Source organism: Lysinibacillus sp. NPDC056232 (genome assembly GCF_042267565.1).
Classification (GTDB): Bacteria; Bacillota; Bacilli; order Bacillales_A; family Planococcaceae; genus Lysinibacillus.
Genome location: NZ_JBHJTF010000004.1, coordinates 95,366 through 121,146 on the forward strand (window position 1 = coordinate 95,366; position 25,781 = coordinate 121,146).

Genomic DNA, 25,781 nt, shown 5'->3' on the forward strand with positions numbered 1-25,781 from the left:
CCCCCTTTAAGACTTCTTCATTTTCGAGCGAATACGTGGATCGAAAAAGGCATACAAAATATCGATGAATAAATTAACAATCGAAATTGTGATCGCAATATAGACGACCCCACCAAGGATAGCTGGAATGTCCGGAATAAACTGCTTGTCAACAATATAACTACCGATACCATTAATATTGAAAACCTTTTCTGTAACAGATGCCCCACCTAACATTCCACCAAAGAGAAGTCCAATCACCGTAATAATCGGAATCATGGCATTGCGAATAGCATGCTTTGAAATCACTTTAAATTCATTCAAGCCTTTAGCTCTAGCTGTAATAATGTAATCTTCATGTATCACCTCAAGCATACTGGATCTGGTCATACGGGCAATGGAAGCCGTAATGGATGTTCCTAAGACAATGACAGGCATTATTAAAGATAGCCAGTTTTGAGGATTAAATGTAGCTGGGAACCATTGTAGCTTTAAGGCAAACGTTAAAATAAATATCAATCCTTGCCAAAAGCTTGGAATGGATAAGCCAATCAAGGCGATGAACATAAATGTATAATCCAAATATGAATTTGGACGAACAGCGGATATAATGCCGACTGGAATAGCAATAGCGATAGCCATTAATAGTGATAGGATAGCTATTTCAAGTGTGACAGGAAATTTGTTTACAATGCTATTTGTAATATTTTCTTTCCCTGCAAAAGAAGTACCTAAATCAAATGTGAAGAGACCAGATAATGAATTCCATAACTGAGATAAATAGGGCTGATCCAAACCATGAATATGATTAAAGTTAGTTATTTGCTCAGGCGTTGCCGTAACACCAAGTAAGTTTCTTGCTGGATCGAAAGGTGACAAATACAAAATTGTAAACACTAGTGTTGCGACACCTACAATAACAATGAAACTTTGTAGTATTCGTTCAATGGCAAATCGCAGAAATGGATTCGCAAACAATAGAAGGGCTACATAAAATAAAACAGCCGGTAAAAAAGTAAGGGCCACAAAGTTTTTATTTTTAAGTTGTTGACTAAAAAATTGTAAATAGGATGGATCTTCTAAATCATCCTTCAATAAATCTTGCTCTACTAACTGCTGAATTTTTGCTTCTGCTAATTTCGAAGCAGTTTCCTGTAATTGTTTTTCTGACACACATTCTTGAAAGAATTTAGCTTTGGCTAATTCTTGTTCAGCAAATGTAACTTGCCATTGTGTGAACAAACCCTTTTCTTTGTAGTACTGACTTCGTTGCTCAAAAGCTTGGCGGTATTGGTGTGAATATTTTCTTTTCCGATAAAATAAGTATGTAAATGGGTGTACTAAAATACTGAAAAGAAAGAGTAGCGCATTGTATGATTTATGGTGCATGAGCTTTTGATAAGCTGAAAAAAAGAATACATGTTCCTTAGTTGTAGAACGAGCTTTTGAAATAACCATGCATTTCCTCCAGACGTAAGTAAAATAATAGATTTTAAAGGTGGACAAAACAACATCAACACACGCTTAGCTGACTCATTTTTTGTAAGGTCCTATTGAACAAATAGTAGGGTGAAAGATTCAGTATTATTATATTGTATAATTCCTATTGGTATTGTAAAGTATGGGTTATACTAGTAATTAAGTCAATCACAAAATTTACAAAAGGATGGATTGAATGAGTGAAAAGCTTCTAGAAATAAGCGATCTTCGTGTATCTTTTATTACGGGAGAGACAGAGTTTGAAGCCGTTAAAGGCGTTGATTTTCATGTAAATAAAGGTGAAACACTCGGAATTGTAGGAGAGTCAGGTAGTGGGAAAAGTGTAACGGCTCGTTCAATTATGCGCCTATTGCCATCACCGCCTTCATATCTAAAGTCAGGGAATATTTTGTTTAAAGGACAAGAGCTTACTTCATTGGGCGAAAAACAAATGGAGGCAATCCGTGGACAAGATATCAGTATGATTTTTCAAGATCCAATGACATCGACAAATCCAACTATTCGTATTGGAGAACAAGTGGCTGAAAGTTTAATAAAGCATCAGTCCATGTCTAAAGCTGAGGCTTATAAGCAAACAATAGAGTTATTAAAGCTTGTAGGTATTCGAAATGCAGAAGAACGATATAAACAATATCCGCATGAGTTTTCAGGGGGAATGCGCCAACGTGTTATGATTGCTATGGCACTTGCTTGTCGTCCATCTTTACTAATTGCGGATGAACCGACTACAGCCCTTGATGTAACCATCCAAGCGCAAATCTTAAAATTAATGCGAGATATGCAAAAAAAGATGGGCACCTCAATCATATTAATTACTCATGATTTAGGTGTCGTTGCTGGCATGTGCGATCGAATTATTGTGATGAAGGAAGGAGAGATCGTTGAGCAAGGTACGACAGAGGAAATTTTTAAAAATGCTCAACATCCTTATACTAAAAAACTATTGAATGCTTTACCAAAGCTCCATGAGAAAAAGCAGCCTAAGCCAGTTACGAATGTACAGCTTGAAATAGATAAAAATAAACCATTAATCGAAGTGGCACATCTTTCAAAGGAATTCGCATTAGGTCATGGTCGAACGGTAAAGGCTGTCAATGATTTATCGTTCCATATATACCCAGGAGAAACGTTAGGTTTAGTAGGTGAATCAGGCTCAGGAAAATCTACGACAGGTCGAACAATTTTACAGCTTCATCAGCCTACGAATGGAGAAGTCTTATATCAAGGTGTACCAATGACTAGACTAACGAAAAAGCAGCTTAAAGCTATGCGTCGTCATATGCAAATTATTTTCCAAGACCCATATTCCTCGTTGAATCCTCGGAAAAAAATAGTAGATATTATTGGGGAAGCTCTAGATATTCATAAACTCGTTAAATCGAATGAAGAACGTCAACAGCGTGTGGAGGAATTACTTGAACTTGTGGGCTTAAACAAAGAACATGCCATGCGATATCCACATGAATTTTCAGGTGGGCAACGACAACGTATTGGCATCGCAAGAGCTTTAGCAGTGGAGCCGAATTTTATTGTTTGTGATGAACCACTTTCAGCACTTGATGTTTCTATTCAAAAGCAGATTGTCGACTTGTTAAAGGATTTACAGCAGCGCCTTGGATTGACATACTTATTTATTGCTCATGATTTGTCTATGGTTAAGCATATTAGCGATCGTGTGGCTGTCATGTATGGTGGGCAGATTGTAGAGCTTGCAGAAAGTGAGGAGCTGTACGCCAATCCACAGCATCCGTATACAAAAGCTTTATTACACGCAATACCAATTCCAGATCCTACGATAGAAAAGAAAAAATATAGAGATACCGAAAATAAGGACATACAAATAGACTATGAGATAGAAAATAGTCAGCTTGTTGAAGTTTCTCCAAACCATTGGGTAGCAATTGCAGCTACATAACTTGAATGTAGTAGCCTGATATTCTACAATAGAAACATCGTGAAACTTTTAAGGATTCTTTTAGAAGCTTCCTTAAAATGTAATAAAGATGAAGTTGTGAGGGACCTACTACATGAAAATGCAAGATATAAAAACGTTAATTACGAGTGGTACAATCATTCTTGCTGTTGCATTGTATATGATTTTCGGCAGATCACCAGCCCAAGAAAAGGATACAACATCGACTAACCAAGATAGTACTATTTCTATTGAACAGGTTGAAGAAAAAACAGGAAATAAACGCTTTGATGTAGAGTATATTAAAGCATATGATGGTGATACAATTCAGGCGACAATAAATGGCAAGAAACAAAAAATTCGCCTATTGATGGTAGATACACCAGAGATGAATTATAACAAAGGTGAAGCGCAGCCTTATGCTGAAGAGGCAAAGGACTATACAATTAAATTGTTAGAACACGCCAAAAAGGTTGAAGCGGTTTACGATGTTGGACCAGAAACAGATAACTACGATCGCTTATTAGCCTATGTCTTTATTGATGATGTAATGTTACAGGAATCATTATTAAAAGAAGGACTTGCAGCAGTGCGTTTTATCCATAAGCCAAACAATACGTTTGAGGATGAATTTAGAGAAATCCAGCAAGATGCAGAAAAAGAAAAATTAAATATTTGGTCACACCAAAATTACTTCCAAAAAGATGGTTTCCATCCGGAAGTATTAAAATAAAGGTTAACAAACAAGGGACTGTCCCAAAAGGCAATGAAAAATGCTTTTTGAGACAGTCCTTTCTTTATTCAAAATATATAATAGTAAATAAATGGATTCCTTTTACTTCATCAAAATTTACTTACCACGCAAGTTCTACAAAGAACATTATAAGCAGTATGAAAAAATTAACACGTTTTTTTAGTAGATTTCTCTAGCTATCTGGTATTTTCATGGGGTGGCTGAGTAGTTAACCCTTTTATAAATTATTAAACTTTATTCGAAAGCAACAGTTAAAAAAGCTTTTTCGCTGTATCTGTTTATGAAGAAAACAAGTGGTGTAGTAGATTCATTTTGGACGGTTTCACTTCAACTTATAATAGGTGGGCTATTCTTAATTGGGTCAGGTTCTATCATGGAAAGTTGGTCAAATATCATTTGGAATACCACATTAATTTGCAATCTACTATTCATTGTAATATTTGTTATAGCTTTCGGATGGCTAATTTATTTTATATTGATTGGCTCTGGAGAAGCAAGTAAAGTAGGAGCTTATACATTTATGATTCCGGTTATTTCAAATATAGTGAGTATTATGTTTTTACATGAGAAAGTCACTATGAATCTATTAGTAGGATTACTTCTTATATTTATTAGCATTGCTTTTGTTAATAGAAGACCATCGCATATAGGGGTAGAAGGAGCAACCGTGCCTCTATGAGGCAAGACGCTTACCAAGCAATTAAAGATGTAAATATTTTGGCAAAATGTATTAAAAGAAATAACTATGTTGAACAAGCATTTAAACAATATGATGCACATCGTCAAAAACGTATTCAAGATTTATATAAGCAATGCTGGCAACCAAGAGATGAACTAAGTTATCTGAAGCAATCGCCCCCTTGAAACCGAATAGGAGAGCAACATTTCAAATAATGTTCCATGATATAACTATCTATGTAATATAACTATGTTTGAACAAGGAGATGGAAGCATGAGTAAGTTAGCAGGCAAAATAGCTTTAGTTACAGGATCAAGTCGAGGAATTGGCCGCAGTATTGCATTGCGTCTGGCACAAGAGGGAGCCTTTGTCGTAGTTCATTACGGGAAAAGACGTAATGAGGCAGAAGCAGTTGTTCACCAGATCGAGCAAAGCGGAGGAAATGCTTGCGCGATTGGTGCTGACCTTAGTACTCTAGATGGCATTCAAGATTTATTTACTACTTTGGATGATACTATTCGGGAATATATGGGCGGTGACGGATTCGATATTCTTGTCAACAATGCTGGAATTGGTCAAATTATCAGTTTAGAAGAGACGACGGAAGAATCATTTGACGAGGTAATGAAGATTAATGTCAAAGCACCACTTTTTGTTACTCAACAAGCTTTGCCACGTTTAAAAGATGGAGGACGCATTATTAATATTTCATCTTTTGTGACACGTACAGCTTCTCCAAGTGTCTTCACGTACAGTATGTCCAAAGGTGCTATCGACACATTTACGCGTCTTCTAGCCAAACAACTAGGGAGCCGTAATATTACGGTAAACGCCATCCAGCCTGGAATTATTAATACAGAGATGAATGCTGAGACTTTGGAAAACCTTGATGGACAAAAATATGCGGCTGGTCTTTCAATCTTCAACAGATGGGGAGAACCCGAGGATGTGGCAGATATTGCCGCCTTTCTCGCTTCCTCAGACAGTCGTTGGGTAACTGGTCAATTGCTCGATGCAAGTGGCGGATCTCATCTATAGAACCTGTAAGATAACGAATTTATAAGGATCTTCAAATGAAGTGACCCCAAAAAGTTAGACACATATTTTAAGCAGTTACTGAGGAATGAACTCTGTATTGGACAGGGTTCATTCCTTTTTATTTTCCTTTAATTCGTTTGTTATTGTAAATAGGGGTCCTGCCGCATTGCTAGCAAGTTAAAAAATCTGTTGTTCCCCAAAACGATAAAAATAAACTTCGGTACTATAAAAACACAAAATTTCCATTTAGGGGGTACTTTAAAATCTTAGCTTGATGGGCATGTGGGCGTCCCCTATCCTTTTAGTTATAGCCCCTGAATTGAAGAATTTTCTCTACGGTTTATCGTTAGCGAATAAATAGCAGAGATTAATGCTAAAACTACCATAATACCAGCTACCCACGTGTTGATAGTTACAGAATAGTAGTCTACAAGTAAACCACCCAAACCAGAACCTAAAGCTACTCCAAGATGTAAAAATGAAGTATTTAAACCTAATTGGATATCTGAGGAATCGGGAGCAGACTCAGCTAGATAATTTTGTACAGCTGGACTAAGAGCCCAAACCATCACACCGTATAGTACGACAACGATCAATAAACTGATCATTGATCCTGTAGAATAAGGTAATAGGAACAAGGAAACTGCAAAAAGTATAAGAAATGTGAGTATAGTTTTTGCTCCGCCAAATTTATCGGATGCCCAGCCACCAATCCAACCACCTGTTATTCCAGCTATACCAAAAACAAGTAAGACCATACTAATCATATTTGTTGATAAGTCCATTGTTGTTTTAAGAAAAAGCGTGAAATAAGTATAAACTATGAAATGACCAGTTAGCTCCAAAACTGATATGAGCTGGATTGATGCGATTTTTTTACTTTTTAATGTGGCTATTTGCTTAAGTAAAGGAACGGCTGGTTGTGGTGGAACCTTAGGTAAAAACTTAATGATTCCTACCATAGAAACAATACTTAAGACTGAAACTAATACAAATGTCATCCTCCAACCAAAATTTTCACCGATAATAGTTCCTAGTGGTACACCTAACACTAATGATGCGCTTAAACCCATGAAAATTAATCCAATAGCTCTTCCTCTTAATTCCGTTGCAACAGTTTTGGCAGCCATTGTTACGGAAGTGACAACTACGATAGAGCAACTAGCTGCAAGAATAATTCTGGCTATTAATAAGGTTGTGAAATTCGGACTAACTATAGATAAAATATTACCTCCTAGAAAAGTTAACATTGCTATAAGCAGTAATTTACGTTTTTCTACTTTAGAAGTTAAAGCAATAAGTACTGGAGCCCCAAAGGCAAAAACCAATGAAAAAACTGAAACTAACTGACCGACTGCTCCTACAGAAACATGTAAATCTTCTGCAATCATGTTGATTATCCCAGCGATCACCAACTCCACTGTACCAGCAACAAATGTGGCAAGTGCTAAAACAAAAATCCCTATATTCATTAAAAATTCCTCCTAAAAACTATTAAAAAATGAATCTAGAATCAAAGATACTCCTTAGAGTGCACTATAAAGCAAGTGTGTTATAATAAAAATATGGAAAAATTATTAACTATTCAGGATATATCCTCAATCACTGGTCTTAGTTCTTACACTCTACGCTACTATGAAAATATTGGTCTTTTATGTGAGATTGAAAGAGATGAAAATGGATATCGTAAATACTCAAAGAGCGATATTTTATGTATAGACTTTCTCATTATGTTACGTAACACAGAAATGCCTGTAAGAGATATGAAAAAATTTGCAGACCTAAGACGTCAAGGTGATTCTACCGTTACTGAAAGACGAGAACTATTAGAAGCTCATCAAGAGAACGTTTTTAACCAAATTAAGCAATTAGAAAATAGTTTAATTAAGGTTAATGAAAAAATTGACTACTATAAAAATTTGGAGGAAAAAGTTAAGTAATCCAATTAAATAAGTTAAAGCCTACGGACGCAATTATGCCGAGGCATAATTGATAGAGACCTTTCTAAAAGGTCTTTTTTTTATGAAAAATGGAAAAAAATACATTTGCCTTAGAGTGCACTCTAATCGATATAATTTCATGCTGAAGAAAGATTGGAGGAGAAAAAAATGAAATATCGATCTATTGGAGATTTAAGTGTTTCATCCTTAGGATTAGGATGCATGGGCATGTCAGAATACTATGGAACTCAAAATGATGAGGAATCGATTGCTACATTGCATTACGCCTTAGAACTCGGTGTTAACTTTTTTGATACAGCTGATCAATATGGAGTGGGGAAAAACGAAGAATTAGTCGGTCAAGCATTAAAAAATGTCAGACAACAGATAAATATAGCTACCAAATTTGCTTTTGTAAGAGATGAGAGTGGGAAGGTAATTAAAGTTAACGGCAGACCGGAATATGTAAAAAAGGCCTGTGAAGCAAGTTTAAGACGGTTAAATACTGACTACATCGATCTATATTATCTACACCGTGTAGATCCCAGCGTTCCCATAGAAGAGACAGTTGGTGCTATGAAAGAATTAGTAGAAGAAGGTAAAGTACGACATATTGGGCTTTCGGAAGTATCTTCTCAAACGATAAAACGAGCACAAAAAGTACATCCTATAGCTGGATTACAAACAGAGTATTCAATATGGACTAGAGATATTGAAGAGGAAATATTGCCCCTTTGCCGTAAACTAAATATCGCTGTTGTACCATATAGTCCTCTGGGACGAGGGTTTTTATCTGGGAAAATTAAGGCGGTCGATAAATTTGTAGACAACGATTTTAGAAGGAACGCACCTCGATTTCAGGGAGGCAACTTCAATCAAAACCTTGCTTTGATTCGACAGCTAGAAGAGATAGCAAACCAACTGAATATTAGTCCTGCACAACTAGCATTAGCATGGTTAATGTCTAATGGATTAGATATCATCCCTATACCAGGGACAAAAAGGAGGTCCTACTTACAAGAAAATATTGCTGCAATAGACTTTGAATTGCCAAATGATATAAAGGATTTCATAGATAAAGCTATACCTGTAGGTTCAGCAGCTGGTGATAGATATCCTGTACATTCTATGAAACTATTAAATCAGTGAGAGAAGGTATATAATTGGAAGTTTGGAAAAAGAATACGTATATTTTGAGCATTGCACAATTTTTAGTCATGTCTGCATTTAGCTTAATAATACCTTTTATTCCAGTTTATCTTAAAAGTGATTTAGGTGTTCACTCTCAAACTGATATTCAGCTTTGGACAGGGATGATTTTTGGAGCTACTTTTTTATCGGCTTTTCTTTTTCAGCCGATATGGGGAAAGATTGCAGATCAAACGAGTAGGAAAACTATTCTAGTCCGTTCAGCAATTGGAATGGCATTTGCCACATTTTTAATGACCTATAGCACAACAGCTTGGCACTTATTAATTCTACGTTTTATCTTAGGGATTTTTGGTGGTTTTATCCCTGCATCTTCTCCATTCATCACAATGAATACGCCTAAAGAAAAAATAGGTTATGCACTCGGTATAGCCCAATCAGGTGCTTACACCGGGAATATTTTCGGACCATTAATAGGTGGAGTTTTGGGACAGTGGATAGGATTTTATAAAATCCTTTATGTATCTAGTGCTATGTTACTGATATCAGGGGCACTTATTGTATTCTTTTTAACAGAAGTTAATAAGCCTGAACCAAGTACATTGAAAGTTCCGACGCCTAAGAGAAGACGTATGCATTTCTTCTCTGAACTGCGGGAAATTATGAAAGAACCTCTAATTGGAATTTTGTTTATGGTTGGATTTCTTATTCAGTTTTCAACGATGAGTACTTCACCATTTTTGGCCACATATGTAGAAAGTATGTGGAATAATGATGTCTTTTTAACAACGATGGTAGGTTTAGCGGTTTCAATCTCGGGTTTCTCTATTACAATCTTTTCTCCCATTTTAGGAAGGAAAGCAGATCAAGTGGGTCCTGAAATTATTTTGTTAATTTCTTTGTTAGGGAATTTTATTTGTTATGTTTCCCAAGCATTGGTTTCTTCTATATGGCTATTGCTGCTCGCTAGGTTCTTAATGGGGATATTTATAGGTGGTCTTCTCCCATCGGTAATAAGTTTAATACGAAAAAATGCACCTGAAAAAATGGAAAGTTTAACATTCGGTTATTATCATAGTGCTCTATTTTTAGGAAATCTGATTGGTCCTTTACTTGGTGGATATTTAAGTGGAATAATTCACATAAAAGGGGTTATTTTTTTTGCTGGTCTTCTCTTTTTAGTAAATAGTTTAATTTTAAAATTTCATTTGTTTAGACAAGAATCCTATGTATCTTTACTTAAGAGGGTCATTTCCATCCGGAGATATTAACATAACAGAAAAAGATCCATTTACTGATTGCTCAGTGAATGGATCTTTTTCCTTAGTTACGTGTAGCGTGCATTATTTTACATCTTTAGTCCACTCTGTAACTTTATCCTCGTTGTCTTTGATCCATGTTTTTGCTGCCTCTTTAGGATCAGCGCCTTTCATAATATCAAACATAACACTCTCAATATCTTCTGGCGTCCAGTGGAAGTTTTTAAGAACACTATACGCTCCCGGATTATCTTCTTTCAATCCTTTACGTGCAAATGTACCAATATATTCTTCGGCTCCGTATATACCTTTAGGATCGTCTAAATATTTTAAATCAAAAGCGGTGAATTTCCAGTGTGGAGACCAACCTGTCACGATGATTTCTTCATTTTTCGCAATGGCTTGAGTAAGGGCTGCTGTCATTGCGCCTGCAGATGAGGTAACTACATTCCAGCCTTCTAGGTTTTTATATTCTTTATAAGCATTTTCTGTAGTTGCTGTCATATTTGCTCCTGGATCAATGCCAGTGATCGTTTTACCAGCTTCATCCGTTAAATCTTCGATAGAATTTACATCCATATAACTAGGGACAACTAAGCCGATTTTTGCGCCTGCTAGGTTTTCACCTAAATCGTCTATTTTATCCTTGTACTTCGTAACTTGTGGGGCATGTGTTTGTGGTAGCCAAGCTGACACCATGCCATCGACCTCTCCTTTGGCAAGAGCCTCCCACATAATTCCGTTATCTAGTGGTGTTAGTGTTACATTATATCCTAAATCTTTTAGCACTTGTCCTACTACGTTTGTAGAAGCAATTTCAGTATCCCACTCAACATAGGCTAAGTTCACTTCATTTTTGTCTTCATTTTTCGTGTCTTCACCATCTGAGCCACAAGCAGTTAATACTAACATGACTGCTAAAGCCAATCCTATCTTCATTAATTTACTGAATCTCATAAGATCTCCCTTTCTTTATTATAGAATGATATGTATCTAAAAATTAACAAGTAACAACTTAAAGTTATCAAAAGGTTGTTACTTTTGTCAAATCGACTTAAATAGGGTGATTATGTCAATTGTGCCTAGGCATAATTACGTCCGGAATGGGCTTTGTGCTTAGGCGCATGAGGGCCAACACGATGTCGGTCAGTTCGGTAATGCCACAGGACTTGGGTAATTTTGAATGAATATAAATTTGCAACAAAAAAGATTATCAAAATATGTTCGAAAATTAACAAATATTGATTTTAACAATTTTATCGATAATGCTATAGTTTCGATGCCGAGTTTAAAATAAAGTTATATGTTTAAGAAGATCTTTGTAGTAAATGAAAATTTAACACGCGTACAATTTACGGCGTTCATGTATAGAGCGCTTGCTTTATAAGTCTTACCAGGAAGGGGGATGTATCGTAATTTGATACATCTCTTTTTCTATTTTAATACGAACGGATGAAAGCCTTTTGCCTATTCAAGAGCTATTTGTTTAGCTCACTTCGAAAGTGCCTAGGACGTTCTAGTCTACACTTAGCTTTGTAAAAGCTTGAGGAGTTTTCGCTAGTAAAATTTCAGGGAAAAGCGTTGAGAAACACCCTCTTATGATGGAATCCGGTAGATGAGCTTGTATGAAGATGCAAAAATAGAATTTAACCCCTAAAAATAATGAATTTTAGAATTATCAAAATATGTTCAAAAACGAACAAAAAGTGATTTTGTTTGTTTGAAAATGCCTGATATAGTGTAACTAACCTTGAAAACAAGAGGCTTTTTTCACGATTGTCTAAAATGAGTGAATTTGACGAAAATAAGCAACATTTGTTGTTTAAAAGAGTATTTAATGGAAGTGAAATAATCAGTAACATCTGTTTTATTGGCAGCTTTAAGTATCTAGAGTAGTTATAAAGTATTGAAATAATGCTTTCTCATGTTTAGTGTCGTAAAAAACGGGAATAGAATGTATTGATAAGAATTAAATAAGCTTATCTAATTTCAAATAAATGGTTAATTTATATGACACAGCTAGGGTTTACTAGTGGAAGACATTGAGGTGTTTTTATGTATAATTTTTTGGATCGATTACCTTTGCAAAAGGTGAATATTTTACATCATATTTATAATGAACAGAGGCTATTTTCAAGTTTAGAGTTATCCGAAATGATGGATCTGTCTGAAAGAACAATCTTGAAAATAATAGATGAGATAGCAATTGATTTAGAGTTTATTACTGAATCTGCTGTTATCCAAAAAGAAGAACATAAGTATTTTCAATTAAATTATAAAGATAATTTTTCTATGAAGACTGTTGAAAGATATTATTTACAAAAATCATTAACCTATAAAGCTTTTAATGAGATTTTTTACAATGAATTTTATGATGTTAATGTATTTATTTTGGAAAATTTCACAAGCGTCGCATCCATGTATCGAAGAATAAAAAAAGTTAAGCCTTTGTTAGATCAGTTTCAATTGAAGTATACATCTTATGAAAAAGTCAGTCTTGAAGGGACAGAAAAGCAATTTCGTTATTTTTATTTCTTGTTCTACTGGAATTCGTGTTGGGGAGAAGAGTGGCCATTTACTCTAGTTTCAAGAGAAGAAATACTAGAATTAATGAAGGAAGTAGACATAATCTATTCCGAACAAATTTTATATTGGCTGGCCGTTTGCTTATCACGCGCAAAATTAGGTTGCCTAATCGAATATCATCCAATGTATGCAAACTTTACGAAACATCATCATAACTATGAGCAATTATCGAAAAAAATAAAGCATATATTTAGACAATTTACTGATTTATCAGATGAAGAAATTGAATTAGAAACTATGTTTTTATTTTCTATCATTAGTTGTATGCGTCGTTATCATAAAACAGATAATACGGTTAGTTTATTGATGAACTTTGCACAGCATCATAATCAGGAATTATTTGTACAAGCAACTCTATATTGGATAGAAGTGTTCATCGAGCATTTTTCAGTTACTTTAGATGTAGAAGAATATGGGGCACTCTTTATAAATTTACTGCATCTTCATTATTTTATGTTAACTTTTTCTGGTCCAGCTACTTTATTTAAAGAAGATCTTTATCAAAAGAGATTAGAAATGCATGAAACGGCTCAAATAGAAATCATGAATCAATTTTATGATCGTCTAATGGAAAATCAGGCCTTCGCCATCGTATTTGAACGCAGAGAAATATTAATTGGCCGATATCATAAATTATTAAAACAAACAATTGATTTTGTTAATAGAGATACTATTAAAATAAAAATATTTTCAATGATAAATGATGCTCCCTATCTTTTCAGTCAAATACAACGTGTTTTTATCCATGTTGAGTTATGTTCTAAAGATGAAGAGGCAGAGTTAATTATAACGGATCGCTTATACTTAAATATTAAAAAAGACATCGAAGATATATTTGTATGGAATTCAGTTCCTTCAAGAAGCGATTATGAAAGGTTATCAAAAAGACTACAAGAAATCTATTTTACTAAGTATCAACAGCCAAATAAGTTAGTATTGAAAACTTTACTAAGTGAAGTGTAAAGAAAATTAATTGATATTTTGAGGTGGAGGTTGATTCATGTTTTGGAAAAGTAAAGAGAAAGAGATAGAAAACAGCATTATATTACTGGATCGTACTATAAAAATGGATATTCAAAATGGCAGTGAAATAGAGAAACAAATAACAATGCTTCATTTTTCAATAGAAGAGCTACAAATAATTAAAAACTTACAGCCATTTGTAGAAGAAAAAATCGATGATATTGTGGATCTTTTTTACAAGAATCTCAGTTTGGAAGAATCTCTACTAACACTTATTAATAATAATAGTTCGGTAGATGCTTTGAAGAAGACTTTAAAATCGCATATTTTAGAAATGTTTTCAGGAATAATTGATGATAAATATTTTTTGAAAAGGGCCAGAATAGCACAAATACATGTGAAAATTGGTCTACAGACAAAATGGTATTTATGTGCTTTTCAAAATTTGTTTATAGCGATTATCGAGATAATCGAAAAGAATATTTCTGAAAAAGAACTTTATTATTCTAGTGTAAAAGCACTTTCAAAACTATTTAATTTAGAGCAACAAGTCGTTCTTGAAGAATACGATAAAGAGATCAGTAGAATTAAAACAAAGTTAGACGAACAGGCGGAACAGACTAAAATTCAAGTTGTGAATTCAACTGAAAATTTAGCATCAATTTCGGAGCAAACTAACGCAGCATTTCATGAATTACATATTCATTGCACAGAAATGGTGGAAATTGCGAATGATGGAAGGGAGTTATCTGCTCTAGCAGAGGAGAGAGCTGAAAATGGGAAATTTCAAATAAGTAGACAGGATAGTAATATGAAGAATGTTCATGAGGCTGTTCAAATAATTTCCAATGATATAGAAGAATTGTTAAAGATAACGAAGGAAGTTCAAGGCATTATTGATATTGTAACGAAAATAGCAGATCAAACTAATTTATTATCTTTAAACGCAGCAATTGAAGCAGCAAGGGCCGGCGAGCATGGGAAAGGATTTGCAGTTGTTGCAGACGAAGTTAAAAAATTATCAGAAGTAACGAAAAAATCAGTCTTAAATGTAGCTCATTTAATTTTATCTACTGTAACTAGGGTAGAAAAATTATCAGCTTCACTTGACTTAATTAATCAATCTGTTCAAGACGGGGAACAAATTATGAAACAAACAGACATATGTTTTGAGCAAATTTTACAATCTATGAAAGAAACACAAGAAAATAACGAACATTCACAAGAAGAGATTAATGTTTTTGCTAACGTTGTCAATGAATTAGGTAAAGCATTTGAAGAAGTTGCATTCTCGGCTGACCGACTTGCTAGTTTTGCTAATGAATTAAACAATGGATAAGGGGTCTTCTATATGTATAAAAAAATACCGAAAGAATTAACATACTATTTAAAATTAGGTGATGCTGTTGTCATCGTTGATGAAAATCAATTAATAATCGATGTTAATCAACAATACGAAGCGATCACCGGCTATAAAAGAGAATTTCTTATTGGAATACCAGTAGAGAGTTTAAAATCGAGTGTAACGCCATTTGTTATGTACAAATCATTAAAAAGTACATTAAAAAAAGGACAGCCATGGTCTGGGACAATGGTTCATGTCAACAAATCATTAGAGCTAAGATACTCATTTATAACGATTACGCCAATTGAAATAAAAGGAATTATTTATTATGTAGGAGTCATGCGCTTAGCAGAACAACTATTGATAGATGAAGTGAATCAGAAGAAAATAGAGCACAAGGAGCTATTTCAGTTGTTAGCGCTATCAAGTGAAATGCGTGATGCAAATATAGCAGAACATCTTTTGAATGTGCAAAATTTAGTGGAGGAATTGTTGCTAAGCCTCTTTGAAGATAGAACTTATAATTTATCGTTAGAGTATGTTAGTAAAATTATAGAATACAGTGTTTTACATGACATTGGAAAATCGGGAATACCAGAATCAATCCTGTATAAAACTGGGCCGCTAACAGTCTATGAAAAAAAAATTATTAAGATGCATCCTCTTATGGGGATAGATGTATTGAACAAGCTATCTAATGAAATGAATAATAAAATTTTTGATGACAAAAAAATAGCGGAAAATATTATTAAATATCATCATGAGAACTGGGATGGAACAGGATATCCAATGGGGTTAAAAGGAGAAGAAATTCCTTTTGAAGCGAGAGTGATATCTATAGTAGATGTTTACGACGCTTTAGTTAGTAATAGAGCTTATAAAAAAGCTTGGACAAGGGAAGAAGCTCTTTCTTATTTAAAAGAACAGAAGGCTATAAAGTTTGACCCTCATTTAGTTGAAGTGTTTATCGAAAAAGTTATTCAGAAAGATAGTATTTTTCTTTAAGTTCAACACGCTGAGTTATAGGGGAAATACAACGTCTGATTTCCATAATTATTTAATTATGTTAAAAGTAAGGTTCGTTATCGAAAGTTGTGGATGACTTTTGTTAAAACATCTACTATGTAAAAGCTGATCTTCGTTACGACTGGGCGACTCCTTGGGGATTAGCGTCACAGATGAAAACCTTTTGCTGCCGCTTCGCTTTCGCGCAAAAAACATCTGTTGGCCCGAGACCCTGAAACGAAGCAGGCGGGGGAAGGCTAAAAGCATCACGTCCTGTGATAAAGCCCTCGTGTTGTTGTTGGTGCTCTCGCTACGTTGCACTACGCTTTCGCGCAAAAAACATCTGTTGGCCCGAGACCCTGAAGCAAAGCGGGCGGGGGAAGGCTAAAAGCATCACGTCCTGTGATAAAGCCCTCGTGTTGTTGTTGTTGGTACTCTCGCTAAGTTGCACTACGCTTTCGCGCAAAAAACATTTGTGTTGGCCCGACGCCCTCAGGAAAGCACCCAGTCGGAACGGAAATCAACCCTAGATTATGGCGATGAACCAATTTTATTATCAATAAATTAAATGTATTTAAGGTGGAGAGATAAATGAATTTTTATAAAAACGCATCTTTGGTCGGAAAATTCGGGATATTTAATACTGTTATGCTGATTGTACTTGTCATTATAGGGCTTACTGGGATAATGGGTGTTAAAAAAACGAATGATAATGCGACGTCTTTATACCATGAAAATTTAACTTCTGTCTATTTATTAAGTAACATTTCAACTAATCAGCAAAAAATAACTAATTTAAAGTTCAAAATTTTCTTTCATTCGCAAGATATGAATGAGAAAATTCAATATTATGAAGAAATAGCAGCTATTGAAGAAGAAATTAGCCTTGCTTTTACAGATTTAACGAAAGTAAAAATGGATAGCGAAGAAAGAAAATTACTTAAGGATTTGGAACAGGTAAATCAAAGTTATGAAGATATATTAGAATCCAATTTTCAACAAGTTACCTCTGATGCAGATATAGTGGATGTTAATGTATTACTAGAACCTCTATTTGAAAAAGAAAAGCAAAGAGATGATCTGATGGAGCAATTAGAAACAACAAATATCCAAAGTGCTGAAATGAGCAACGAAAAAAATAATGCAACATATAAGAGAACATTGAGTCAAAACATCATTATTATGGTTATTGCTCTAATATTTAGCGTAGGTGTTTTAATTTATTTAAGCAGATATGTTAAAAAGGCGATCTCCAATATTAAAGATGTTGTATCTGGAGTTGAAAATGGTGATTTAACTAAACATGCCCAGGTGATATACCCTGATGACCTTGGAAAAATTACTGAAGGGTTGAACAATTCTGTTACGCATATTCAGGAACTTGTTTCTAATGTGAATAGTACTTCAACACAAATGGGAAGTTTAAGTGAAAATTTAAGTGCAACTATTGAGGAAATTACTGCTTCAATGAATGAAATTGATACAACCTCAAAGGAAGTCGCTATGGGAAGTACTACACTAAGTGCAACAACTGAGCAATTAAACGCGACTGCAATTGAAGTGCTTGATAGTACGGAAAAATTAAATGAGAAAACCGAATATAGTCTTAATTTCTCACAAAAAGTAAAAGAGAGAGCAATTGATATTAAAGAAACAGCTATTCAAGCATTTAGTACAGCTCGTACTCTATATGATGACAAACAAAAGCTAGTTTTAGAAGCGATTCAAGCCGGACAAATCGTATCTGAAGTAAAAGTAATGTCTGACACAATAGCAGATATTGCAGATCAAACGAATTTGTTAGCATTAAATGCAGCTATCGAGGCTGCCAGAGCAGGAGAACAGGGTAAAGGTTTTGCTGTTGTTGCTGACGAAGTCCGAAAATTAGCCGAACAATCATCTGAAACCGTTCAAAGAATACAAATTGTTACAAGTGACGTAGAAAAAGCATTTAAGAATGTGTCTACTAATGCTCAAGAGCTATTACACTTTATAGACGATAAAGTAACACCTGATTATGAGCTTTTCCAAAACAGTGGAATTCAATATGAAGAAGATGCTATGTACTTTAATACATTAATAACTGAAGTAACAACATTTGTTGGAACGATGAAGTATTCTATGCTAGAAATACAAAAAGCGATTGAAAATGTATCTACTGTCGCGATAGAGTCGTCTGATCATTCAAATGGGATAGCAAATAGTATTTCAGAAACATTACACGCCATACAGCATGTAGCAGAGTCATCTGTTCAAACTGCAAGTATCGCCGAAGAGATTTCTCAACAATTAAATAATTTCAAGCTATAGAATAGGAAATATTACCCACTGGAAAAGACGTTGAAAACGGTTAATCTTAAGTATCCTGCGGGTAATAGCTGAGGAAACGCGGATAATCCCATTCCCTCCGTAAGCAATTCCATTCAAAGTATGGATGAACAAAAATTTTTTCCCTTCATATCATATGTGAGAGTGGATTTTATGTTATTGAGGAGGAAAGGAATGCATTGGATAGCCATCATTCTTATTGGGATAGCTGCCAACTTAGATAATTTAGGAATTGGTCTCGCTTATGGTATTAAGCGAGTAAAAATACCCATATTATCCAATGCGGTTATAGCCCTTATTTCAATGATCGTCACATACGCTGCAGTTACAGCTGGGAGCGTAGTTATTAATTTTGTCTCTCCAGATTTCGCAAATTTAATAGGAAGTCTTTTGCTTTGTGTTATTGGGATTTGGACTTTATTATCTAGTCGCTTTTCTAAACAAGGAATATTAGAAAACCCTGAAGTATTTGATGAGGATAAAAATTATATCATTTCATTTCGCGAAGCAATGACGCTCGGCTTTGTCTTATCAGCCAACTGCTTAGCCGGAGGAATAGCACTTGGAGCTAATGGTATTTCTGCAATATGGACAGTTATTTCTATCGGTGTCTTTTCGTTCATAACAGTAGGCGCTGGTGTTCATTTTGGCGGTTTGCTGACAAAGACTTTTATTGGAAGATACTCAACTGCTATTTCAGGGTGGCTACTTATACTTATTGGGATCATTGAAATAATTTCTTGAATACACTAGATTTCTCGTTGAGATTAATGAATAGAAAGAGTGCCTTTCTATTAAAAATAGGAAATATCACATGTTTTTTATGTGATATTTTCTTTTTTTTAAGGTAATTTTGACATATTGAGGACGAATTTGGTTTAATGGTTGACATTCACTGGCATTAACACGTATTCTTGGTAATGGAAGTGCAATTGAGAATGATTTTCATTTCATGAAGAGCTTTCAATCATGTTTTTATGGAATTGAATTTTTCCATTATTTTAGAGGAGGCGTGTAACACATGAAGAAATTAATAATGTTCGTCATGCTTGTAACTTTGTGCGTATTTAATATGGCATTACCACAAGCATCTGCCCAACTAGCTGACGGTACACATTCGATAAAATATCAGGTCAATAAACCTGAAAGCAACTCTGTATCCATTGCAAATGATTATTTTTTAAAACCAGCAAAGGTCACAATGAAAAATGGGACGGCTACTGTACAAATTACATTAAAAAATAGTGCATGGATTACAAAGTTCCAACCACCAGGTGGAGCAACTGTAGTAAGTGAAGATAAAGCAGCTGATACTCGTACTGTACAATTTACAGTTAAAGATTTAACGAAACCAGTTGTAACTGCTATGAAAATTGATATTGACGACATTAATTATCACCACGAATACAGCGTCTCACTAGTATTTGATGCGGCATCTGCAGGAAGCGCAACAGTAGCAAATGCATCTGATACGAAAACTATCGATGCTCCAACGCAAGCATTTGATACGAAAACTACTAATGCTCCAACAAATTCTACTGAAAGTCATGTGCCGAATCCACAAACAAGCGATGCAACACCCTATTTATTGATCGTTGCATTAGTTGGATCAGCATTTTTACTTTATAGAAAAAAACTACAAACAAAAACGGAGGGTCAATAATGGCTAAAAAACGACAATCACGCGCAACGAAAATAGTACTAGCTTCATTGCTAGCAGCATCACTTTCAGTACCATCATTTGCATCTGCAAAGGTAGCTGAAGTAACGACTACAAATACTGAAGCAAAAGTAGAGGCCATTAAATCAGAAAATGCTGGTACTATTGTAAATTTCCAAACCTTTAAGCCTGGAACAACAGAACCACAACCTGCAATTAGCTCTCATCTTGTAACACAAGGTACAATCGTTGAAAAGGATGGTAAATTTGAGGCGAAATTAACTGTTGCAGCAAAATCTGCCCCAATGATCGCAGGTTTACAAACAAAGCAAGGTGATAAGTTTGTAGATGCTACTGAAGTGAAAAATGCAGATGGAACAATTACATATAGTTTCCCAGTTGTAGCTGGAGAAGTATTATCAGCGAAAATCCACGTTGTCGTAGCTTCAGCTAATATGGACAAGTGGTATGATTTTGATTTGAAAGCAGTAGAAAATGGTAAATCTGAAGAGGTTAAAGAAGAAGTTAAAGTAAATGAAGTGGCTGTCACTGTTTACAAAAACGGTACTTCTGAAGAATCTATTATGAAGCAATATATTCAATCAAAAGTAGACGTATCAGTAGTAGATGGTAAAAACATAGTCACTATGACGTTCCCTCAAGGTCAATATGTTAAAGGATTCAAAGTAGAGGGAAAAGAAGCAACTTTAGTAAGTAAAGACGATGCAACAAATACAAGTAAGTACTCATTTGAAGTGGCAGACTTAAAGAAGCTTGTGAATGCAAAGCTGCATATTGTTGTAAATGAGCCAGACAAAGGCGTGAACTATGACTCGAACCACCAAGTTCAATTTAGTTTTGCTGTGGAAGGCGCAGTGAAACCAGTGGTGAATCCATTTAAGGATATTAGTAATGATGCTAATAAAGATGCAATCCTAGCATTATATAGCAAGGGAATTGTTAAGGGTCAAGATTACTTTAAACCAAATGACAATATTACACGCTCTCAATTTGCGTTAATGATTGCTCGTTCGTTAAATGTATCTTCTACAAAAGATGCTGGATTTAAAGATACAGCGAAACTTGACGCAGAACGTGTACAAGCAATTAATGCTTTAACTGAAGCTGGAATTGTCATGAAAGCTGAGAACTTTAATCCGAATGGAACACTTACTCGTCAACAAGCTGCAGTGATGATTTACCGAACAGTAGCGCATGTTGCAGGAAAAGAAATGAACTATGGTGATCCAAGTTTGTCTTATTATGCTGATGGTGCAACTGTTACAAGTGAAGAAGCGAGAAAAGCCTTTGCGTTTCTATATGCAGGTAAAATCATGACTGGATCTGTAGATGCTAAAGGTAAAACTGTTATTAATGCAAGCAGTCCATTAAAACGCGCACATATGGCAAAAATTTTAAATGGCTCATTACAATACATGAATAAATAGTATGGTTACAGCAACTTCCTTTCTCACTTATCCGAGGAAGGAAGTTACTGTGTTCTTAAATAATTTGGAGGAATTTACACAGTGATTAACAATAGAAAAATATTTCGAGTATTCGTTTTGAGTGCTATTTTACTAATGTTTCTCCCTCCATTTGTATGGCTTCAGGCAAAAGCTGAAGAATCTGTATTAAAAAATGGGAGCTATCAAGTTGAACTAAGTTTTTCATCTCTAGATGGAGGGAAAGACAATATTTTTAGTGAATTGGCGACAATTGATGTAAAGAACGGTCAATATAGCTTAAATTTAACTATAAATAAGCCATTGAGTATAAGGGATATACATATCGAACAGCTTGGAAATGAGCTTTCGTCAAACGTTCAGACTGAAAATTTAGTTCAATTTGATGTCAAGGATTTACATCAGCCTATTATCATTAAAGGCGAGATGGCATTTTCATCCTCAGAGGAATATTTCTCTTTTTCCCAAGAGCTTAAATTACAGTTAACAACCCTTTCAACAATTGTACCAAAGGATGAGGAAGTTATTCCGGAAAACGAAATGAAAGAATCTCCTTTGGAAGAAATCTATGATAAGGAATGGTCAATGAATTACGTAGTATTAGTAGATGGAAAAAACGAACAATCCATTATGAATACATATGTAAACCCTGTTGCAAAAATAAAAGAAAAAAACGGCAAATATTATGCCCACATGACTATTTTAAAATCTAATTGGATAACAGGCTTAACTGTAGATCAACGAGGAAACCAAGTGGAACCAAAGCTTATTTCACTCGTAGACAATGCCAGAATAGTCGAATTTGAAATTAGTGATTTTGAAAAGCCAATACGAATGTGGGTTAAAGTTGAAATACCTGAGATTTCTTATTACCATCAATATTTCGTAAATCTAAAATTCAATCAACAGCAAGTAGCAAATTTTTTAAATAAGCCTTCTACAAATACACCATCTAAGCAAGTAGCGAGTGAAAAGCCACCTGTTAGTGTTAAAGAGGAAGTGAAAAAGGCACCTGTTATTGTTAAAGAGGAAATGAGAAAGGTACCAGTGATAACACAACATGAGACTGTGGCAAAACCGACTCAGTTGTCACGGACACTGCCATCATTTCAGCCTACATCAACTGTGCCAAAGGAAGAGCGGTTAGCATTTGATCGTACGCTTGACGCACCTATTGAGGATGAAAATGACGCCGAGAATGCTGACGTTAAAGAAGAAACTACAGAAAAAGTAGCGAAGGATTCTAAGATTGAACAGCAGCTTGCTCAGCTGAATATTGTAAAGATAGTATTGCTAGTAGTAATTTGTATTTTATCGGGCTGGTTGCTCGTTCGCCGTTTTAAAAATTCAAGAAAAGATGTGACTGAACAGAAATAAGTAGGAGATGACTTTATGCGAAAGAATTGGAAATGTTGGTTGCTCATGATGGCGCTTATGTCATTACTGTTGGTAGTTGTTGGCTGTAGTGATGGAGATAAGCAAAAAAAGACAGAGACATCTACGGAAAAAGCACAACCATCAGCTGAAGCAACTGATAAGAATGAACATCGTATTATTGCAGGAACGGTTGTTATTGCAGATATTCTAGATAAGCTAGAGTTGGACGCTATAGCAGTGCCTGAAACAGAAAAAACATTAGCAAAACGCTTCGATGGACTGCCTACTATCGGTAACGCAATGGAGCCAGATATGGAGATTGTTAAATCATTAAATCCAACAGATGTGTTATCAGTTTCAACGTTAGAGTATGATTTACAAGATAAATTCAAGCAGTTAAAAATTCCAGTACATTTTTTAAACTTTCAAAGTGTTGATGCTATGCTTTCCGAGATTAAAACACTTGGCGAACGCTATAATCGTGTAGAACAAGCCGAGAAGTTAGTGAGTGGATTACAAAAAAATATTGATGCTGTACAAACAGTTGCTGAGAACAAAGAGGGGCCTCGTGTATTAATTTTACTTGGCATTCCAGGTAGTTATTTAGTTGCGACTGAAAACTCCTATGCAGGAGACCTTGTGAAACGTGCAGGTGGTATGAATGTAATGGAGGGCCAAGACGCTGAATACTTGTCTTCGAATACTGAGTACCTGCATAACAGTAACCCCGATATTATTTTACGTCTATCGCACGGTATGCCAGATGAAGTAGTAAAAATGTTTGATGAAGAATTTAAAACGAATGATATATGGAAGCATTTTGACGCAGTAAAAAACGGTAAAGTCTATGATTTAGAGGAAGAATTGTTCGGTACTACAGCTTCATTACAAGTGCCACAGGCTTTAGGACAGCTAATGGAAATCTTCTATCGTAAATAAAAACTAGAAATGTCGCTCGTATCGCAAGCATAGCCTTGTCATAGGGCGCTTTTCTTATATTTCCTATTTAGTAGAAAACTATGTTTCAGTTCCTTAAGCAAAGTTTTGTAGATGTACATAAAACATGATGGAAATTGAAAAGAAAAAGGAAGTCCGGTATGACAAAAAAAATTGTAAGCTTTTCAATTGTAATTGTATTATTACTTGTCTCAGCAGTTTATGCAGCAACAACAGGTAGCATTAAAATGGGCTTTTTTGAATTTATAGGTGCATTATTTGATGAAGGAAATAGTCAAATGGAGGCTATCCGGGATTTGCGATTTCCACGAATCATTGTTGCATTGTTTGCTGGTGCAGCACTTTCCGTTTCAGGGGTACTATTACAATCAGTGATGCGTAACCCGTTAGCGGATGCTGGGGTTATTGGTATATCTTCAGGAGCGGCATTTGTCCAGCTCTTTATTATTTCCTTCTTTCCAGCATTATTTTTTATGACACCAGTATTAGCATTTATGGGTGGGGCATTTGCCTGCGCACTCGTTTTTGCGTTGTCATGGAAGTCAGGCTTAAGTCCGTTGAAACTTATTTTAGTCGGGATTGCTATTAATGCAATGTTCACGGGGTTAACAGAGACTTTCATTAGTTTAGGTGGCTCATTGAATACTTCAGCTTCCAGCGTTGTAGGTTCAAACTTAACGATGCGTACGTGGAAGGACGTATCAACAATTGTTACTTATGGTACTGTCGGATTAATAGCTGCCTTTGCGTTATATAGTTGGTGTAATCTCCTAGTATTACAAGACAAAACAGCAAAAAGTCTAGGCTTTCATGTAGCTCGTGCTCGTCTATTAATAGCCGCTGTTGCGGTACTATTATCAGCTGTTTCTGTTGTCGTAGCGGGAGTTATCTCGTTCGTCGGTCTGTTAGTGCCACATATCTCTCGTCGATTAGTTGGACACGATCATAAGGTGCTTATACCTTTTACAGCATTAGCTGGAGCTTTATTAATATTAGTGGCAGATACGATTGGTCGCACAATGGTTGCACCGCTTGAAATACCAGCTTCGACCATTATGGCGATTATCGGTGGACCATTCTTAATATTCCTATTACGAAAAGAGTGAGGAGACATGGAAATAAAAGATATTATCGTATCGCATGATAATACTCGAAATCATTTAGATGGTGTATCGACGATAATTCAAAAGGGCAAAATCACAACGATTATCGGTCCAAATGGCTGTGGAAAATCAACATTATTAAGTGTTATGTCCCGCAACAATATACCGATATCGGGGAATGTATCGTTAGAAAGCAAGGATTTGGTGTACTACAAGCCAAAAGAATTTGCAAAGAAACTAGCAATTGTTTATCAACAAAATGATGTACCAAAGGATTTAACAATAGAAAAATTAGTGAGTTTTGGACGTTTACCACATCATACAATGTTAAAAAGAAATGAAAAGGAAGATAGCAAAGCTATTGAATGGGCACTTGCTTGTACGAATTTACTAGAAAAACGAGAAAACGATTTAGAGGCTTTATCAGGTGGGGAACGTCAGCGAGTGTGGATTGCTATGGCTTTAGCACAGCAATCTGAAATTTTATGTTTGGATGAGCCGACAACATATTTGGATATTTATTATCAAATTGAGTTATTGGAGCTTGTAAAGGCGTTAAATGAGGAACATGGCTTAACAATCGTTATGGTGCTTCACGATATAAATCAGGCGATTCGCTATAGCGATCAAATCATTCTGATGAAAGCTGGACAAATAATAGCTGAGGGAGCACCACGTAACGTCATTACAAGGAAAGTTATTAAAGAAGTCTATGGTGTTGAAGCCATTTTCAATGAGGATGAGCAGCATGGATTTTACATGGTACCCCTTGGGATATAAC

21 protein-coding genes and 1 pseudogene are annotated in these 25,781 nt (G+C 35.2%); 19 read left to right on the top strand and 3 right to left on the bottom strand.

All coding sequences use genetic code 11. From position 1 onward, the window contains the following. Positions 1–6 precede the first annotated feature (6 nt). Positions 7–1,437 carry an ABC transporter permease gene (locus ACFCYJ_RS04975; RefSeq protein ID WP_376071454.1) on the bottom strand — a complete coding sequence of 477 codons (1,431 nt, stop codon included), beginning with the start codon at positions 1,435–1,437 and terminating at the stop codon, positions 7–9. A 217-nt stretch (positions 1,438–1,654) separates the two neighbouring features. On the opposite strand from ACFCYJ_RS04975, the gene ACFCYJ_RS04980 reads away from it, so the two are divergent. From ACFCYJ_RS04980 to ACFCYJ_RS05000, 5 genes and pseudogenes are all read left to right on the top strand, one after another. Further along, positions 1,655–3,394 carry an ABC transporter ATP-binding protein gene (locus ACFCYJ_RS04980; RefSeq protein ID WP_376071457.1) on the top strand — a complete coding sequence of 580 codons (1,740 nt, stop codon included), beginning with the start codon at positions 1,655–1,657 and terminating at the stop codon, positions 3,392–3,394. A gap of 112 nt (positions 3,395–3,506) precedes the next feature. After that, positions 3,507–4,124 carry a thermonuclease family protein gene (locus ACFCYJ_RS04985; RefSeq protein ID WP_376071460.1) on the top strand — a complete coding sequence of 206 codons (618 nt, stop codon included), beginning with the start codon at positions 3,507–3,509 and terminating at the stop codon, positions 4,122–4,124. Between the two features lie 295 nt (positions 4,125–4,419). Continuing rightward, positions 4,420–4,824 (top strand): annotated as a pseudogene (locus ACFCYJ_RS04990) (EamA family transporter); the annotation flags it as partial. Continuing rightward, positions 4,821–5,009 (top strand): hypothetical protein, encoded by a 189-nt coding sequence (locus ACFCYJ_RS04995; protein WP_376071462.1) that lies wholly within the window; start codon positions 4,821–4,823, stop codon positions 5,007–5,009. The pseudogene ACFCYJ_RS04990 and the gene ACFCYJ_RS04995, both read left to right, overlap by 4 nt. 88 nt (positions 5,010–5,097) lie before the next feature. After that, positions 5,098–5,862, top strand: a complete 765-nt coding sequence (locus tag ACFCYJ_RS05000; RefSeq protein WP_376071465.1) for an SDR family oxidoreductase — start codon at positions 5,098–5,100, stop codon at positions 5,860–5,862. A gap of 305 nt (positions 5,863–6,167) precedes the next feature. Here ACFCYJ_RS05000 and ACFCYJ_RS05005 read toward each other — a convergent pair whose 3' ends face one another. Then, positions 6,168–7,334 (bottom strand): MFS transporter, encoded by a 1,167-nt coding sequence (locus ACFCYJ_RS05005; protein WP_376071467.1) that lies wholly within the window; start codon positions 7,332–7,334, stop codon positions 6,168–6,170. A 93-nt stretch (positions 7,335–7,427) separates the two neighbouring features. Between ACFCYJ_RS05005 and ACFCYJ_RS05010 the strand changes: the two genes are divergently transcribed. From ACFCYJ_RS05010 to ACFCYJ_RS05020, 3 genes are all read left to right on the top strand, one after another. Further along, positions 7,428–7,802, top strand: a complete 375-nt coding sequence (locus ACFCYJ_RS05010) for a MerR family transcriptional regulator (protein WP_376071469.1) — start codon at positions 7,428–7,430, stop codon at positions 7,800–7,802. Between the two features lie 168 nt (positions 7,803–7,970). Then, positions 7,971–8,951, top strand: a complete 981-nt coding sequence (locus tag ACFCYJ_RS05015; protein WP_376071471.1) for an aldo/keto reductase — start codon at positions 7,971–7,973, stop codon at positions 8,949–8,951. A 14-nt stretch (positions 8,952–8,965) separates the two neighbouring features. Further along, the gene (locus ACFCYJ_RS05020) at positions 8,966–10,222 is read left to right on the top strand and encodes an MFS transporter (RefSeq protein WP_376071474.1); all 1,257 of its coding nucleotides are present in this window, start codon (positions 8,966–8,968) and stop codon (positions 10,220–10,222) included. A gap of 72 nt (positions 10,223–10,294) precedes the next feature. Here ACFCYJ_RS05020 and ACFCYJ_RS05025 read toward each other — a convergent pair whose 3' ends face one another. Then, positions 10,295–11,167, bottom strand: a complete 873-nt coding sequence (locus tag ACFCYJ_RS05025; RefSeq protein WP_376071476.1) for a glycine betaine ABC transporter substrate-binding protein — start codon at positions 11,165–11,167, stop codon at positions 10,295–10,297. Positions 11,168–12,265: 1,098 nt separating this feature from the next. Between ACFCYJ_RS05025 and ACFCYJ_RS05030 the strand changes: the two genes are divergently transcribed. From ACFCYJ_RS05030 to ACFCYJ_RS05080, 11 genes are all read left to right on the top strand, one after another. After that, the gene (locus ACFCYJ_RS05030; RefSeq protein WP_376071479.1) at positions 12,266–13,759 is read left to right on the top strand and encodes a helix-turn-helix domain-containing protein; all 1,494 of its coding nucleotides are present in this window, start codon (positions 12,266–12,268) and stop codon (positions 13,757–13,759) included. A 37-nt stretch (positions 13,760–13,796) separates the two neighbouring features. Continuing rightward, a complete protein-coding gene (locus ACFCYJ_RS05035) occupies positions 13,797–15,098 on the top strand; it encodes a protoglobin domain-containing protein (protein ID WP_376071482.1) in 1,302 nt (433 codons plus the stop codon). Between the two features lie 12 nt (positions 15,099–15,110). Continuing rightward, positions 15,111–16,109, top strand: coding sequence for an HD domain-containing phosphohydrolase (locus ACFCYJ_RS05040; protein ID WP_376071485.1), 999 nt, complete (start codon positions 15,111–15,113; stop codon positions 16,107–16,109). 591 nt (positions 16,110–16,700) lie between these two features. Beyond that, positions 16,701–18,419, top strand: coding sequence for a methyl-accepting chemotaxis protein (locus ACFCYJ_RS05045; protein WP_376071487.1), 1,719 nt, complete (start codon positions 16,701–16,703; stop codon positions 18,417–18,419). 192 nt (positions 18,420–18,611) lie between these two features. Beyond that, positions 18,612–19,181 carry a manganese efflux pump gene (locus tag ACFCYJ_RS05050; RefSeq protein ID WP_376071490.1) on the top strand — a complete coding sequence of 190 codons (570 nt, stop codon included), beginning with the start codon at positions 18,612–18,614 and terminating at the stop codon, positions 19,179–19,181. 277 nt (positions 19,182–19,458) lie between these two features. Beyond that, positions 19,459–20,100, top strand: a complete 642-nt coding sequence (isdC, locus tag ACFCYJ_RS05055) for a heme uptake protein IsdC (protein ID WP_376071492.1) — start codon at positions 19,459–19,461, stop codon at positions 20,098–20,100. Then, positions 20,100–21,545 (top strand): NEAT domain-containing protein, encoded by a 1,446-nt coding sequence (locus ACFCYJ_RS05060; protein WP_376071494.1) that lies wholly within the window; start codon positions 20,100–20,102, stop codon positions 21,543–21,545. Before isdC ends, ACFCYJ_RS05060 begins: the two co-directional genes overlap by 1 nt. Before the next feature lie 81 nt (positions 21,546–21,626). Then, positions 21,627–22,940, top strand: a complete 1,314-nt coding sequence (locus ACFCYJ_RS05065) for an NEAT domain-containing protein (RefSeq protein WP_376071497.1) — start codon at positions 21,627–21,629, stop codon at positions 22,938–22,940. A 15-nt stretch (positions 22,941–22,955) separates the two neighbouring features. Continuing rightward, positions 22,956–23,879 (top strand): heme ABC transporter substrate-binding protein IsdE, encoded by a 924-nt coding sequence (gene isdE / locus ACFCYJ_RS05070; RefSeq protein WP_376071499.1) that lies wholly within the window; start codon positions 22,956–22,958, stop codon positions 23,877–23,879. A gap of 158 nt (positions 23,880–24,037) precedes the next feature. After that, complete coding sequence (locus ACFCYJ_RS05075) at positions 24,038–25,003, top strand: FecCD family ABC transporter permease (RefSeq protein WP_376071502.1); 966 nt, start codon at positions 24,038–24,040, stop codon at positions 25,001–25,003. 6 nt (positions 25,004–25,009) lie between these two features. Beyond that, a complete protein-coding gene (locus ACFCYJ_RS05080) occupies positions 25,010–25,780 on the top strand; it encodes an ABC transporter ATP-binding protein (RefSeq protein ID WP_376071504.1) in 771 nt (256 codons plus the stop codon). Position 25,781 lies beyond the last annotated feature (1 nt).

What these genes read in the sequence shown, in the direction of transcription:
- ACFCYJ_RS05060 (WP_376071494.1), top strand. Translation starts at nt 20,100, where the DNA reads ATGGCTAAAAAACGACAATCACGCGCAACGAAAATAGTACTAGCTTCA.
- ACFCYJ_RS04995 (WP_376071462.1), top strand. Translation starts at nt 4,821, where the DNA reads ATGAGGCAAGACGCTTACCAAGCAATTAAAGATGTAAATATTTTGGCA.
- ACFCYJ_RS05075 (WP_376071502.1), top strand. Translation starts at nt 24,038, where the DNA reads ATGACAAAAAAAATTGTAAGCTTTTCAATTGTAATTGTATTATTACTT.
- ACFCYJ_RS05040 (WP_376071485.1), top strand. Translation starts at nt 15,111, where the DNA reads ATGTATAAAAAAATACCGAAAGAATTAACATACTATTTAAAATTAGGT.
- ACFCYJ_RS04975 (WP_376071454.1), bottom strand. Translation starts at nt 1,437, where the DNA reads ATGGTTATTTCAAAAGCTCGTTCTACAACTAAGGAACATGTATTCTTT.
- ACFCYJ_RS04980 (WP_376071457.1), top strand. Translation starts at nt 1,655, where the DNA reads ATGAGTGAAAAGCTTCTAGAAATAAGCGATCTTCGTGTATCTTTTATT.
- ACFCYJ_RS05050 (WP_376071490.1), top strand. Translation starts at nt 18,612, where the DNA reads ATGCATTGGATAGCCATCATTCTTATTGGGATAGCTGCCAACTTAGAT.
- ACFCYJ_RS05045 (WP_376071487.1), top strand. Translation starts at nt 16,701, where the DNA reads ATGAATTTTTATAAAAACGCATCTTTGGTCGGAAAATTCGGGATATTT.
- ACFCYJ_RS05005 (WP_376071467.1), bottom strand. Translation starts at nt 7,334, where the DNA reads ATGAATATAGGGATTTTTGTTTTAGCACTTGCCACATTTGTTGCTGGT.
- ACFCYJ_RS05030 (WP_376071479.1), top strand. Translation starts at nt 12,266, where the DNA reads ATGTATAATTTTTTGGATCGATTACCTTTGCAAAAGGTGAATATTTTA.
- ACFCYJ_RS05015 (WP_376071471.1), top strand. Translation starts at nt 7,971, where the DNA reads ATGAAATATCGATCTATTGGAGATTTAAGTGTTTCATCCTTAGGATTA.
- ACFCYJ_RS05025 (WP_376071476.1), bottom strand. Translation starts at nt 11,167, where the DNA reads ATGAGATTCAGTAAATTAATGAAGATAGGATTGGCTTTAGCAGTCATG.
- ACFCYJ_RS04985 (WP_376071460.1), top strand. Translation starts at nt 3,507, where the DNA reads ATGAAAATGCAAGATATAAAAACGTTAATTACGAGTGGTACAATCATT.
- ACFCYJ_RS05010 (WP_376071469.1), top strand. Translation starts at nt 7,428, where the DNA reads ATGGAAAAATTATTAACTATTCAGGATATATCCTCAATCACTGGTCTT.
- ACFCYJ_RS05000 (WP_376071465.1), top strand. Translation starts at nt 5,098, where the DNA reads ATGAGTAAGTTAGCAGGCAAAATAGCTTTAGTTACAGGATCAAGTCGA.
- isdC (WP_376071492.1), top strand. Translation starts at nt 19,459, where the DNA reads ATGAAGAAATTAATAATGTTCGTCATGCTTGTAACTTTGTGCGTATTT.
- ACFCYJ_RS05035 (WP_376071482.1), top strand. Translation starts at nt 13,797, where the DNA reads ATGTTTTGGAAAAGTAAAGAGAAAGAGATAGAAAACAGCATTATATTA.
- ACFCYJ_RS05080 (WP_376071504.1), top strand. Translation starts at nt 25,010, where the DNA reads ATGGAAATAAAAGATATTATCGTATCGCATGATAATACTCGAAATCAT.
- isdE (WP_376071499.1), top strand. Translation starts at nt 22,956, where the DNA reads ATGCGAAAGAATTGGAAATGTTGGTTGCTCATGATGGCGCTTATGTCA.